17 protein-coding genes are annotated in these 11762 nt (G+C 74.0%); 14 read left to right on the top strand and 3 right to left on the bottom strand.

Annotation, left to right across the window (positions count from 1 at the left end; all coding sequences use genetic code 11):
- The first annotated feature begins 3 nt into the window (after positions 1-3).
- Genes ACIOJE_RS20720 through hisF form a run of 7 tightly spaced genes read left to right on the top strand, consistent with a single transcriptional unit; the run spans position 4 to position 4479 of the window.
- Positions 4-1104, top strand: a complete 1101-nt coding sequence (locus ACIOJE_RS20720; protein WP_280674812.1) for a histidinol-phosphate transaminase — start codon at positions 4-6, stop codon at positions 1102-1104.
- Positions 1105-1110: 6 nt separating this feature from the next.
- Positions 1111-1704 carry an imidazoleglycerol-phosphate dehydratase HisB gene (gene hisB, locus ACIOJE_RS20715; protein WP_218198172.1) on the top strand — a complete coding sequence of 198 codons (594 nt, stop codon included), beginning with the start codon at positions 1111-1113 and terminating at the stop codon, positions 1702-1704.
- Positions 1701-1853 carry a hypothetical protein gene (locus tag ACIOJE_RS20710; protein ID WP_280674389.1) on the top strand — a complete coding sequence of 51 codons (153 nt, stop codon included), beginning with the start codon at positions 1701-1703 and terminating at the stop codon, positions 1851-1853. The genes hisB and ACIOJE_RS20710 overlap by 4 nt, the downstream gene beginning before the upstream one ends.
- A 42-nt stretch (positions 1854-1895) precedes the next feature.
- Positions 1896-2531, top strand: a complete 636-nt coding sequence (gene hisH / locus ACIOJE_RS20705) for an imidazole glycerol phosphate synthase subunit HisH (protein ID WP_400777777.1) — start codon at positions 1896-1898, stop codon at positions 2529-2531.
- Positions 2532-2561: 30 nt separating this feature from the next.
- Positions 2562-3284, top strand: a complete 723-nt coding sequence (priA, locus tag ACIOJE_RS20700) for a bifunctional 1-(5-phosphoribosyl)-5-((5-phosphoribosylamino)methylideneamino)imidazole-4-carboxamide isomerase/phosphoribosylanthranilate isomerase PriA (protein ID WP_280674387.1) — start codon at positions 2562-2564, stop codon at positions 3282-3284.
- On the top strand, positions 3281-3712 hold the full coding sequence (locus ACIOJE_RS20695; RefSeq protein WP_280674386.1) for a RidA family protein: 432 nt from the start codon (positions 3281-3283) through the stop codon (positions 3710-3712). The genes priA and ACIOJE_RS20695 overlap by 4 nt, the downstream gene beginning before the upstream one ends.
- Complete coding sequence (hisF, locus tag ACIOJE_RS20690) at positions 3709-4479, top strand: imidazole glycerol phosphate synthase subunit HisF (protein WP_280674385.1); 771 nt, start codon at positions 3709-3711, stop codon at positions 4477-4479. The genes ACIOJE_RS20695 and hisF overlap by 4 nt, the downstream gene beginning before the upstream one ends.
- A 57-nt stretch (positions 4480-4536) precedes the next feature.
- Here hisF and ACIOJE_RS20685 read toward each other — a convergent pair whose 3' ends face one another.
- The 3 genes from ACIOJE_RS20685 to ACIOJE_RS20675 all read right to left on the bottom strand — a co-directional run bounded on the left by ACIOJE_RS20685 (position 4537) and on the right by ACIOJE_RS20675 (position 6723).
- Positions 4537-5322 (bottom strand): VOC family protein, encoded by a 786-nt coding sequence (locus tag ACIOJE_RS20685; RefSeq protein WP_400777775.1) that lies wholly within the window; start codon positions 5320-5322, stop codon positions 4537-4539.
- Positions 5323-5469: 147 nt separating this feature from the next.
- Positions 5470-6117, bottom strand: a complete 648-nt coding sequence (locus tag ACIOJE_RS20680; protein ID WP_400777773.1) for a TIGR03085 family metal-binding protein — start codon at positions 6115-6117, stop codon at positions 5470-5472.
- A gap of 30 nt (positions 6118-6147) precedes the next feature.
- Complete coding sequence (locus ACIOJE_RS20675) at positions 6148-6723, bottom strand: hypothetical protein (RefSeq protein WP_400777772.1); 576 nt, start codon at positions 6721-6723, stop codon at positions 6148-6150.
- A gap of 127 nt (positions 6724-6850) precedes the next feature.
- Between ACIOJE_RS20675 and ACIOJE_RS20670 the strand changes: the two genes are divergently transcribed.
- From ACIOJE_RS20670 to ACIOJE_RS20640, 7 genes are all read left to right on the top strand, one after another.
- A complete protein-coding gene (locus ACIOJE_RS20670) occupies positions 6851-7315 on the top strand; it encodes a hypothetical protein (RefSeq protein ID WP_400777771.1) in 465 nt (154 codons plus the stop codon).
- A gap of 53 nt (positions 7316-7368) precedes the next feature.
- Entirely contained in the window at positions 7369-7740 is a 372-nt protein-coding gene (gene hisI / locus ACIOJE_RS20665; RefSeq protein ID WP_063347172.1) for a phosphoribosyl-AMP cyclohydrolase, read from the top strand.
- 35 nt (positions 7741-7775) lie between these two features.
- On the top strand, positions 7776-9299 hold the full coding sequence (locus ACIOJE_RS20660; RefSeq protein WP_280674380.1) for an anthranilate synthase component I: 1524 nt from the start codon (positions 7776-7778) through the stop codon (positions 9297-9299).
- A gap of 27 nt (positions 9300-9326) precedes the next feature.
- Entirely contained in the window at positions 9327-9851 is a 525-nt protein-coding gene (locus ACIOJE_RS20655) for a Uma2 family endonuclease (protein WP_400777769.1), read from the top strand.
- Positions 9848-10450: a TIGR02234 family membrane protein gene (locus tag ACIOJE_RS20650; RefSeq protein WP_280674378.1), complete on the top strand. Its 603-nt coding sequence runs from the start codon at positions 9848-9850 to the stop codon at positions 10448-10450. Before ACIOJE_RS20655 ends, ACIOJE_RS20650 begins: the two co-directional genes overlap by 4 nt.
- Before the next feature lie 194 nt (positions 10451-10644).
- Positions 10645-10899, top strand: a complete 255-nt coding sequence (locus tag ACIOJE_RS20645) for an HGxxPAAW family protein (RefSeq protein ID WP_280674377.1) — start codon at positions 10645-10647, stop codon at positions 10897-10899.
- A gap of 88 nt (positions 10900-10987) precedes the next feature.
- Positions 10988-11431: a DUF2752 domain-containing protein gene (locus ACIOJE_RS20640; RefSeq protein WP_280674376.1), complete on the top strand. Its 444-nt coding sequence runs from the start codon at positions 10988-10990 to the stop codon at positions 11429-11431.
- The last annotated feature ends 331 nt before the right edge of the window (positions 11432-11762 follow it).

Genomic DNA, 11762 nt, shown 5'->3' with positions numbered 1-11762 from the left:
GCTGTGACCCGCATCGACGACCTCCCCATCCGTGACGAGCTGCGCGGCCAGTCCCCGTACGGCGCACCGCAGCTGGACGTGCCCGTCCAGCTGAACACCAACGAGAACCCGTACCCGCTCCCCGAGGAGCTGGTGGCCCGGATCGCCGAGCGCGTCGCCGAGGCGGCCCGGAACCTCAACCGCTACCCCGACCGGGACGCGGTCGAGCTGCGCGAGGGTCTCGCGGCGTACCTGACCCGCACCACCGGCTTCCCGGTCGCGCGCGAGCAGGTCTGGGCCGCCAACGGCTCCAACGAGGTGCTCCAGCAGCTGCTGCAGACCTTCGGCGGCCCCGGCCGCAGCGCGCTCGGCTTCGAGCCCTCCTACTCGATGCACGCGCTGATCTCCCGGGGCACCGGCACCGAGTGGATCTCCGGTCCGCGGAGCGACGACTTCACCATCGACCTGGACGCCGCCGTCACCGCGATCGCCGAGCACCGGCCGAACGTGGTCTTCGTCTGCTCGCCGAACAACCCGACCGGCACCGCCGTCGCCGCCGACACCGTGCTCCGGCTGTACGAGGCCGCGCAGGCCGCCGGGCCCAGCCTGGTGGTCGTCGACGAGGCGTACGTCGAGTTCTCGCACCGCGCCTCGCTGCTGCCGCTCATCGAGGGCCGCCCCAACCTGGTGGTCAGCCGCACCATGTCGAAGGCCTTCGGCGCGGCCGGGCTGCGGCTGGGCTACCTGGCCGGCGACCCGGCGGTGGTGGACGCGGTGCAGCTGGTCCGCCTGCCCTACCACCTGTCGGCCGTCACCCAGGCCACCGCGCTGGCCTGCCTGGAGCACACCGACACCCTGCTCGGCTACGTCGGCCGGCTCAAGGCGGAGCGCGACCGGCTGGTGGACGCGCTGCGCGGGCTCGGCCTGGAGGTCACCGACTCGGACGCCAACTTCGTCCAGTTCGGCCGCTTCGCCGACACCCACGCCGTCTGGCAGGCCATCCTCGACCAGGGCGTCCTGGTCCGTGACAACGGCGTCCCCGGGTGGCTGCGCGTCACCGCCGGCACGCCCGCCGAGAACGACGCCTTCCTGGACGCCGTTCGCACCGTGATCAAGGAGCTGTAACCCCGTATGTCCCGCATCGGACGCGTTGAGCGCACCACCAAGGAGACCTCGGTCCTGGTCGAGATCGATCTCGACGGCACCGGAAGGACCGACATCTCCACGGGCGTCGGGTTCTACGACCACATGCTCGACCAGCTCGGCCGCCACGGTCTGTTCGACCTCACCGTCAAGACCGACGGCGACCTGCACATCGACACCCACCACACCATCGAGGACACCGCCCTCGCGCTGGGCGCCGCCTTCAAGCAGGCGCTCGGGGACAAGGTCGGCATCTACCGCTTCGGCAACTGCACGGTGCCGCTGGACGAGTCGCTCGCCCAGGTCACCGTGGACCTCTCCGGCCGGCCCTACCTGGTGCACACCGAGCCCGAGAACATGGCGCCGATGATCGGCAGCTACGACACCACGATGACCCGGCACATCCTGGAGTCCTTCGTGGCCCAGGCGCAGATCGCGCTGCACGTCCACGTGCCGTACGGGCGCAACGCCCACCACATCGTGGAATGCCAGTTCAAGGCGCTGGCCCGGGCCCTGCGCTACGCCTCCGAGCGCGACCCGCGCGCGGCCGGCATCCTCCCCTCGACCAAGGGTGCACTGTGAGCAAGGCTGCCCTCGCCCTCATCTTCGTCGGCCTCTTCCTGGCCGGCGGCGTGATCTCGTTCTGGAAGCAGAAGCTGCCCAAGGGCGTCATCCTGGTGCTCGCGTTCGGCTCGGTGATGTGCCTGGCCGCCGGCATCATGCGCCTCTAGCCACGTGGGCTCCGGACACGTAGAGAGACTGGACACCTGAACATGGGCAAGAACGTCGTCGTCCTCGACTACGGGTCGGGCAACCTCCGCTCGGCGCAGCGCGCGCTCGAACGGACCGGGGCGGACGTCACCGTCACCTCCGACTACGACACCGCGATGAACGCGGACGGCCTGCTCGTCCCCGGCGTCGGTGCCTTCGAGGCCTGCATGCGCGGCCTGAAGGCCGTCCGCGGTGACTGGATCATCGACCGCCGGCTCGCCGGGGGCCGCCCCGTCATGGGCATCTGCGTCGGCATGCAGATCCTCTTCGAGAAGGGGGTCGAGCACGGCGTGGAGACGGCCGGCTGCGACGAGTGGCCGGGCACCGTCGAACCGCTGGAGGCCCCGGTCATCCCGCACATGGGCTGGAACACCGTGGACGTGCCCGTGGGCAGCCGGATGTTCGCCGGCCTCGACCCGCAGAGCCGCTTCTACTTCGTGCACTCCTACGGCGTGCGGCACTGGGAGCTGGAGACCCACAGCGCGCGGATCCACCCCCCGCTCGTCACCTGGGCCACGCACGGGCAGCCGTTCGTCGCGGCCGTCGAGAACGGCCCGCTCTGGGCCACCCAGTTCCACCCCGAGAAGTCCGGCGACGCCGGTGCCGCCCTCCTGACCAACTGGGTCGACACCCTCTGACGACCCTCTGACGACAGAAGAGTTAAGACTATGAGCCTCGAACTGCTTCCCGCCGTCGACGTCCGGGACGGCCAGGCCGTCCGCCTGGTCAAGGGCGCCTCCGGCACCGAGACCTCCTTCGGCGAGCCGCTGGCCGCCGCCCTCGCCTGGCAGAACGCCGGCGCCGAGTGGCTGCACCTGGTGGACCTCGACGCCGCCTTCGGCACCGGCACCAACTACGAGCTGCTGCGCGAGGTCACCGGCCGCCTCGACATCAAGGTCGAGCTGTCCGGCGGCATCCGCGACGACGAGTCGCTCGCCAACGCGCTCGCCACCGGCTGCACCCGGGTCAACCTCGGCACCGCCGCGCTGGAGGCCCCCGAATGGGTCGCCAAGGCCATCGCCGAGCACGGCGACAAGATCGCCGTCGGCCTGGACGTCGTCGGCACCACCCTGCGCGGCCGCGGCTGGACCCGCGACGGCGGCCAGCTCTTCGACGTGCTGGAGCGGCTCGACCGGGAGGGCTGCGCCCGCTACGTCGTCACCGACGTCAACCGGGACGGCACCCTGACCGGCCCCAACCTCCAGCTGCTGCGCGACGTCTGCGCCGCCACCGACCGCCCGGTCGTCGCCTCCGGCGGCGTCTCCTCGCTCGACGACCTGCGCGCCATCGCCGGTCTGGTCGGCGAGGGTGTCGAGGGCGCCATCGTGGGCAAGGCACTCTACGAGCAGAAGTTCACCCTCGAAGAGGCCCTGGAGGCGGTTTCAGGATGACGGAACGTCGGATCGTACGCGGCAGGGTCGGCGGATTCTCCCCCTGGGAGGACCAGTTCGGCTTCTCGCGGGCGGTCGCCGTGGGCGACCACGTGCACGTGGGCGGCTCCACCGCATGGGTGGACGGCCGGATCGAGCACGAGGGCGACCCCTACCGGCAGACCCTCGCCGCGTTCGGCGTCGGGCTCAGTGCCCTCGCCGCGTACGGTCTGACGGCGGAGGACGTGATCCGCACCCGGATGTACATCACCCACGTCCGCGACGCCGACGAGGTGGGCCGCGCCCACCTCCAACTCTTCGACGCCGCCCGCCCGGTGACCACCATGGTGGTGGTCGAGGGGCTGATCGACTCCCGGATGATGGTCGAGGTCGAGCTCGACGCCTATCGTGCCGGGCTGGCAAAGACCCTGGAAGGCAAACAGCCGTGACCCTCGCAGTACGTGTCATCCCCTGCCTGGACGTCGACGCCGGGCGGGTGGTGAAGGGCGTCAACTTCCAGAACCTGCGCGACGCCGGCGACCCGGTCGAGATGGCCAAGCTCTACGACGCCGAGGGCGCCGACGAGTTGACCTTCCTCGACATCACCGCCTCCGCCGGGGACCGGGAGACCACCTACGACGTGGTCCGCCGCACCGCCGAGCAGGTCTTCATCCCGCTCACCGTCGGCGGCGGCATCCGCGCCGTCGAGGACGTCGACAAGCTGCTGCGGGCCGGCGCCGACAAGGTCGGCGTCAACACCGCGGCCATCGCCCGCCCCGAGCTGGTCCGCGAGATCGCCCAGCGCTTCGGCCGGCAGGTGCTGGTGCTCTCGGTCGACGCCCGGCGCTGCCCTCCCGGTACGGAGACCGAGTCGGGCTACGAGGTCACCACCCACGGCGGGCGCCGCGGCACCGGCCTCGACGCCGTCGAATGGGCGGGCCGCGCGGCCGAGTTGGGCGCGGGCGAGATCCTACTCAACTCGATGGACGCCGACGGCACCAAGGACGGCTACGACCTGGAGATGATCCGGGCCGTGCGCAAGGCCGTCTCCGTGCCGGTGATCGCCTCCGGCGGCGCCGGCAAGCTCGCCGACTTCGCTCCGGCCGTCGAGGCGGGCGCGGACGCGGTGCTCGCCGCGAGCGTCTTCCACTTCGGGGACCTGCGGATCGGCGAGGTCAAGAACGCGCTGCGGGAGGCCGGGCACCCGGTGCGGTGACCGTCCGTACGGCTTGCGGGCCCGCTGCGCCGGTGCGCAGCGGGCCCTCGCGCGTGCTCAGGACTGCTCGCGGGGCTCGCCCTTGATCAGCGCGAACGGCGTGCCGTGCGGATCCGCCAGCCAGGCCAGCCGGCCGACGTTGGGCACGCTCTCGGCGGGCATCAGCACCGAGCCGCCGGCCGCCGTCGCCTTCGCGATCACCGCGTCCACGTCGTCGGCGGCGAAGTACGGCGTCCAGGCGGAGGGCTGGCCCGCCTGCATGGTCGGGGCGATGCCGCCGAAACCGGTGGCCTGCTGGTCGCCCTCGGCGGTCGAGATCACCCGGTAGGCCATGCCCGGGGCCGGCTCGAAGTTCTCCACCCGCCAGCCGAACAGCGCCTGGTAGAAGCCGAACCCGGCGGCCGGGTCCGCGGTGTGCAGCTCGGCCCAGACCAGGGCGCCGTCCTCCGACACCACGTCCAGGCCGGTGGTCTTACCGGCCTGCCAGACCGCGAACCGGGCGCCCTGCGGGTCGGCGAACTGGGCGAACCACCCCTCGCCCATGACGTCCATCGGCGGCACCAGGACCGAGCCGCCGGCCTGCTCGGCGGCCTCCGCGGTGGCGGCCACGTCGGCCGTGCGGAAGTACGTCGTCCAGGTGGGCTGGTCGCCCTCGTCGAGGGGGCCGACGGCGCCGACCGTCCGGCCGTTCAGCTGGAAGAAGCCGTAGCCGCCCGCCTCCGGGCCGGCGGACTGGAACGTCCAGCCGAACACCTTGCGGTAGAACTCGGCCGTGGCGGGGATGTCCGGGCTGCCGAGGTCGATCCAGCAGGGCGCGCCGGTGGGAAAGTCGGTGGTGAGCATGAGGTGGTGCCCCTTCGACGGAAGACGTGACCAGGACGGGCCCATCGGGCGCGCACGCGCCCCCTCCCCGGCCCTCTGCGAGTCTGCACCCGCCCACTGACATCCGCAGCCGGGGCAGGGTCGGGAGACGCGTGGGGGTCGGCCGCCCTACTGCTGTGGTGGCAGGGGCAGGACGTGGCGCAGGGCTTCGAGGGCGTCGGGGGCGCCGTCGACGGTGAGGGTGGTGTGGGCGCCGCGGCCGTAGGTGAAGAGGAGCAGTTCGCCCGGTTCGCCGGTGAGCTGGACGGTGGGGGAGCCGGCGGGGCCGATGGTCAGGGACTGGCCGTCGGGGCGGCGCAGGACCAGGCGGACGGGGGAGCGGCGGCCGGCTTCCAGGCGGGCCAGCAGCGGCAGTCGGCGCCACAGGGCTTCGGCGCGGCCGGCGGGCACCGGGGAGGGCGTCCAGTCGGCGGCGGCCCGCAGGACGTCCTCGGCGTGCACGTAGTACTCGACGGTGTTCGCGGCCTCGTCCGCGCCGGGCAGGGCGAACAGCGAGAACACCGGCGGGCCGGACCGGAAGAGCTTCAGCAGTTCCTCGTACGGGCGCTCGGCGTACGCCGACTGCACCCGGTGGGTCCAGTCGGCGAGGGCACCGACCCGGATGCCGGCCGCCGCGTCGGGGCGGCGTTCCCGGATCACCAGGTGGGCGGCGAGGTCCCGGGTGGTCCACCCGGCACAGAGGGTGGGGGCGTCCGGACCGGCGGCTGCCAGGAGTTCGGCGAGGCGGTGGCGTTCGGCGAGGGCGTGGTTCGACATGGCGCCACCTTAGGACGTGGCGAACCTCGGTCAGCGCAGGTCGCCGGTGAGCTTGGGGCCGCCCTGCCTGTTGCTGGCCGTCAGGGTGCAGGTGTAGTCCCGCCAGCCCTGCTGGTAGTTGGCCAGCGCGGGGCCGAACTGGCGGCCGTAGTACGTCTTCCCGTCGTTCTGCCGGGCCTTGGCGGCGGCCTCGGCCTCCTTGCAGCCCTCCCGCATCGCGAGCGAGATCGGGATCTCGCCGGTCAGGCCGTCGGCCAGTTTCAGGTCGGCGATCACCTGGCCGTCGTGCCCGCCGGTGCAGGGGCGCTCCTCGGCCTTGGTGATCACCGGGCTGAGCTGCGGGTGGTCGAAGCAGGCGCCGACCGGGAAGAAGGCGTACGGCGGGGCCTTGGCCGGGGTGGGCGTCGGTGTGGGGGTGGGCGTCGGGGTCGGGGTGGCCGTGGGGGTGGGCGGGGGCGGTGCGGCCGTGGGCTTCCGGTCCTCCGGCCAGAGCAGGACGGTGGCCACCACGGCGAGCAGCACGGCGAGTACCGCCGCGACGGTGAGGACCAGGCCCCGGGACGGGCGGGAGTCGGCGGCTGCGGGCGGCTGCTGCGCGGAGGTCATGGCCACGAGGATGGCCCACGCGGGGCCCGCCCGGCAGGCGGTTGGCCGAAATCGTACTGCCGCCGCGGGGTCCGGGCCCGGTCGGCTAGGCTCCCCGGCGGCACGGCACGAATCCCGGGAGTTGGGAATGCGCGTCGGAATCACCGGTCACCAGGACCTGTCGGGCGGCCTCACCGAGATGCTGGTCCGCGGGGAGCTCTGGCGGCTGGTCACCACCTTCGGGCCGTACGAGCTGGTCGGCGTCAGCTGCGCCGGGGAGGGGCCGGAGAGCTGGTTCGCCCGGTCCGTCCTGGAGCACGGCGGCAAGCTGGAGATCGTCGTCCCCGCGAGCGCGCCCGTGGCCGGCCGCGCCGACGACCCCACCCGGCTGCGGTTGCTGGGCGAGGCCCGCGCCGTCCACCGGCTGGCCGCCGTCGAGCGCGGCGGCCTCGGCGACGACACCGGACGGGCCCTGGTCGGCATGGTCGACGAGCTGATCGCGGTCTGGGACGGCGAGCCGGGCAGCGAGCCCGCCCGGGTCGCCGCACTGGCCCGGGCGGCCGGGCTGTTCGTCCACCGGGTCTGGCCGTCCGGCTGCGCGCGCACCGACTGACCACCCCCGGCCAGGTCGCGAGGGGCCGCCGACCGGGCTGACACAATGGCCCCATGTCCACCACACCCGCCACCCCCGGCACCACCGCCCTGGCCCCCGAGATCGCCGCCCGCCTCAAGCGCACCGAGGACGGCCTGCTCCCGGCCATCGCGCAGCAGTACGACACCGGCGAGGTGCTGATGCTCGGCTGGATGGACGACGAGGCGCTGCACCGCACGCTCACCACCGGCCGCTGCACCTACTGGAGCCGCAGCCGCCGCGAGTACTGGGTGAAGGGCGACACCTCCGGCCACGCCCAGGCGGTCAAGTCGGTGGCGCTGGACTGCGACGGCGACACCCTGCTGGTGAAGGTCGACCAGACCGGTGCCGCCTGCCACACCGGCGACCGCACCTGCTTCGACGCCGACGTGCTCCCGCTCGCCTGACCCTCCCCCCCGAACTCCAGAAGGTGCCGCTCGCCATGGATCTCGAAACCTTCCGCAAGCTCGCCGTCGACACCCGGGTCATCCCGGTCACCCGCAGGCTCCTCGCGGACGGTCTCACCCCGATCGGCCTCTACCGCAGCCTCGCCGAGGAGCGGCCCGGCACCTTCCTGCTGGAGTCCGCCGAGCAGGGCCGCAGCTGGTCGCGCTACTCCTTCGTCGGCGTCCGCAGCGCCGCCGTCCTCACCGCCGGCCCGGACGGCGCCGCCCGCTGGCTCGGCACCCCGCCGGTCGGCATCCCCACCACCGGGGACCCGCTGCAGGTGCTGCGCGCCGCGCTGGAGGCGCTGCACACCCCGCGCCGCACCGACGACGGCCTGCCGCCGCTGACCGGCGGTCTGGTCGGCTACCTGGGCTACGACGTCGTCCGCCGGCTGGAGAAGCTGCCCGACCTCAACCCGGACGACCTCCGGCTCCCCGAGCTGACCATGCTGCTCGCCACCGACCTCGCCGTGCTCGACCACGTCGACGGCACCGTGCTGCTGATCGCCAACGCCGTCAACCACAACGACCTGGCCAGCGGCGCGGACGAGGCCTACGCGGACGCGGTGGCCCGGCTGGACGCCATGGAGGCCGACCTGCTCAAGCCGGTCGACCCGGGCCTGGCCACCTTCACCCCGGCCGGCCCGGGCGAGGTCCGCTCCCCGTTCGGCGGCGCGCCGTACCGGGCCGCGGTGGAGGACATCAAGGAGCGGATCCGGGCCGGCGAGGCCTTCCAGGTCGTTCCCTCGCAGCGCTTCGAGGCCCCCTGCCCGGCCTCCGCGCTGGACGTCTACCGCGTCCTGCGCACCACCAACCCCAGCCCGTACATGTACCTGTTCCGCTTCCCCGGGCCGGACGGCACCGCCGAGGGCGGCTTCGACGTGGTCGGCTCCAGCCCGGAGGCGCTGGTCAAGGTCACCGGCGGCGAGGCGATGCTGCACCCGATCGCCGGCACCCGGCACCGCGGCGCCACCCCGCACGAGGACGCGGCGCTGGCCGCCGAGCTGCTCGCCGACCCCAAGGAGCGGGCCGAGCACCTGATGCTGGTCGACCTCGGCCGCAACGACCTCGGCCGGGTCTGCGAGCCGGGCAGCGTGGAGGTGGTCGACTTCATGCACATCGAGCGCTACAGCCACGTGATGCACATCGTCTCCACCGTCACCGGCCGGGTGGCGCCCGGGCGGACCGCCTTCGACGTGCTGACCGCCTGCTTCCCGGCCGGCACGCTGTCCGGCGCGCCCAAGCCGCGCGCGATGCGGATCATCGAGGAGCTGGAGCCCACCCGCCGCGGCCTGTACGGCGGCTGCGTGGGCTACCTGGACTTCGCCGGGGACTCCGACACCGCGATCGCGATCCGCACCGCCGTGCTGCGCGACGGCACCGCCTACGTGCAGGCCGGCGCGGGCGTGGTCGCCGACTCCGACCCGCACGGGGAGGACACCGAGTGCCGTAACAAGGCGGCCGCCGTGCTGCGCGCCGTCGCCACCGCCAATACGCTGCGGACGCCGGAACTGTCGTAACCGGAACGTGCCGGTACATGCCGGTACGTGTCGGAACGGAAGGCGGCCGGGATGCCGGGGATGCCGCAGGACGGGCCGCGGCGGGAGACCGTGCTGGCCGCCGCCGCCCAGATCAGGGACCAACTGGCGGGCCACGGCCGGGTGCTGTCCGGCGCCGTGGTCGTCACCCCGGCCGCGCCCGGCGGCCTCGCCCCCGACCTGGCGGTGACCGCGCCGGGGGTGGAGCCCGACGGCCGGGGCCGGTACGCCGGGAGTGATGTCGAGGCGGTCCTGGAGGTGGCGCGGCCGCACCTCGCCGAGACGGCGCGGGCGTACGCGCTCAGCGGGATCCCGCTGTACGTGATGGTCGACCCGGCGGCGGCGGTCTGCCTCGTGCACACCGCGCCGTCCGCCGACGGGGCGTACCGGGAGGCGGAACGGGTGCCGTTCGGCAACGACCTGTTCCTGCCGCTCGGCGAGCGGACGCTGGTGCTGCGGACGGAGGAGTTCCCGGCCGGGCCGCCCACCCCGGGTGCGGGGCCGGACGCCGGGCGGGGGATAGTGGACGGGTGAGCACACCTGACCAGACCCCCGTACCCGCCCCGTCGGCCCCCGCGGCGGGCCGCCGGACGCTCGGCGTGATGCTCCTGCTGACCGTGCTGAGCGCCGTCCTGGTGCTGACCGCCGTGGGCCGGGTCTGGGCCGAGGGCCGGGCCGGCACCCTGGCGGTTTCCGTCACCGGCGGCAAGATCTCCGAAGTGCCGGGCGGGCTGGCCCTGGTGGGGCTCGCGGCGGCCGTCGCGGTGTTCGCGGTGCGCGGCGCCGGCCGGCTCGCGGTCGGCGCGCTGACCCTGCTGGCGGGCCTCGGCGCGGCCGTCGCCTCGGCCGCGGGCGCCGGGGACACCGCCGCGCTGGACGCCGAGGCGGCCCGCAAGCTGGCGCTGTCCGGGTCGGCGGCCACCGAGGTCGGCCACACCGGCTGGCCCTGGGTGGCGCTGGCCGGTGGGCTGCTGCTGGCCGTCGCCGGGCTGCTCACCCTCCGCTACGGCCGGGGCTGGCCGGCCATGGGCAGCCGCTACGAGGCGCCCACCCGCAAGGCCCCCGCGACGACCGGGACCCCGGCCGACCTGTGGAAGGCGCTGGACCGGGGCGAGGACCCGACCGCGGTCTGAGCCGGCTCCGGGGACGGGGCCGGGCGGGCCGTGGCGACCCGCGGCGTGCGACGCGACGGGCCCGCCACGTGTGACGCGATAGACGGGGCACCCGCTTTGGGAGGCGGGTGTGTGGCCCGGCACAATGGAACCCGTCAACCCGCCGGCGGCCCCGCAGGCCCGGCCGGGCCCCGAGAGGCTAGGAGCACCAGCAGATGTCAGCAGCAGCACACGGTCACAACCCCGCCGCCTGGACCGGTGTGACCATCACCTTCATCGGTTTCGGGATCGCGGGGGTCGCGATGATCCTTCCGTCGGTGCTGCTGGTCTGGGCAGGCCTGGCGGTCGTCCTGGCCGGCGGTGTGATCGGCAAGGCCATGTCGATGGCGGGCATGGGCAAGCAGCCGAGCACCAACGTGTACGCGTCGGTCGAGGAGCAGGCCGAGGCCCGCGTCGCCGTCACCGCCTGACGACGGACTCCTCCGGACCGCGAAACGGCGGGCGCGCCGCGCCCGCCGTTTCGGTCTGTCCGGGGTTCCGCGCGGGCAGAATCGGGGCGTGAACGCCGCCTCCACCGCCACCGCCCCGCCGCCCGTACTGCGCCGGCTGGGCCCGCCGCTGGCCGCGCTGGCCGCGGCGGCCGTCCCCACCGCCTACCTCGCCGTGGTGGACCCGAACGCCCCCGGGCACTACCCCGACTGCCCCTTCCTGACCGCCACCGGCTGGTGGTGCCCCGGCTGCGGGGGGCTGCGCTGCGTCCACGCGCTGACCCACGGGGACTTCACCGGCGCGCTGCACGACAACGCCGCGGCCGTCCTGCTGTTCGCCGTGCTGGCGCTGTTCTGGCTGCGCTGGGGCTGGGCCGCGCTGCTCGGCGGCGGGCCGCGGCCCAGGCCTGCGCTCGGCGCCCGGCGCTGGGTGCTGATCGCCCTGCTGGTCCTGGTGTTCACGGTGGTGCGCAACCTGCCGGTCGGGGCGGGACTGGCGCCCCCGCTGGTTTGATCCCGAGCCCTTGCGGGTAGCGGCCCGCGCACCGGTCCACACCGCGGTCCGTACATCGGTCCACTTGCCCCGCACCCGGGCTCGGCGACCGCCGGAGAACCGGTGAAACCGCAGCTGGGAGCGGCCCCGGGGGGCGTCCGGCACGCGAGACGCACACCGGGCGGATGCGCCCCGCGCCCCCGGGTGCCGATACCATCGAAGAGCCGCCGGGCCACCGCCCGGACGGCTCGTCGCCGGCGAACGAGCAGAAATCTTGGGGGCACTTCGCGTGAGCGAGCGAACCATTGACAGGTGCGTGTTGCGCGCAGCGCCTGCTGAGCGAAGCGAGGTG

The organism is Kitasatospora sp. NPDC087861 (assembly GCF_044742585.1).
Lineage (GTDB): Bacteria > Actinomycetota > Actinomycetes > Streptomycetales > Streptomycetaceae > Kitasatospora.
This window is presented reverse-complemented; position numbering and strand designations above follow the sequence as displayed.

Excerpts from the sequence above, each read along its gene's own strand:
- hisI (WP_063347172.1), top strand. The coding sequence starts at position 7,369 with ATGTCCACCACACCCGCCACCCCCGGCACCACCGCCCTGGCCCCCGAG.
- priA (WP_280674387.1), top strand. The coding sequence starts at position 2,562 with ATGAGCCTCGAACTGCTTCCCGCCGTCGACGTCCGGGACGGCCAGGCC.
- ACIOJE_RS20695 (WP_280674386.1), top strand. The coding sequence starts at position 3,281 with ATGACGGAACGTCGGATCGTACGCGGCAGGGTCGGCGGATTCTCCCCC.
- ACIOJE_RS20675 (WP_400777772.1), bottom strand. The coding sequence starts at position 6,723 with ATGACCTCCGCGCAGCAGCCGCCCGCAGCCGCCGACTCCCGCCCGTCC.
- ACIOJE_RS20670 (WP_400777771.1), top strand. The coding sequence starts at position 6,851 with ATGCGCGTCGGAATCACCGGTCACCAGGACCTGTCGGGCGGCCTCACC.
- ACIOJE_RS20660 (WP_280674380.1), top strand. The coding sequence starts at position 7,776 with ATGGATCTCGAAACCTTCCGCAAGCTCGCCGTCGACACCCGGGTCATC.
- hisH (WP_400777777.1), top strand. The coding sequence starts at position 1,896 with ATGGGCAAGAACGTCGTCGTCCTCGACTACGGGTCGGGCAACCTCCGC.
- ACIOJE_RS20680 (WP_400777773.1), bottom strand. The coding sequence starts at position 6,117 with ATGTCGAACCACGCCCTCGCCGAACGCCACCGCCTCGCCGAACTCCTG.
- ACIOJE_RS20685 (WP_400777775.1), bottom strand. The coding sequence starts at position 5,322 with ATGCTCACCACCGACTTTCCCACCGGCGCGCCCTGCTGGATCGACCTC.
- hisB (WP_218198172.1), top strand. The coding sequence starts at position 1,111 with ATGTCCCGCATCGGACGCGTTGAGCGCACCACCAAGGAGACCTCGGTC.
- ACIOJE_RS20645 (WP_280674377.1), top strand. The coding sequence starts at position 10,645 with ATGTCAGCAGCAGCACACGGTCACAACCCCGCCGCCTGGACCGGTGTG.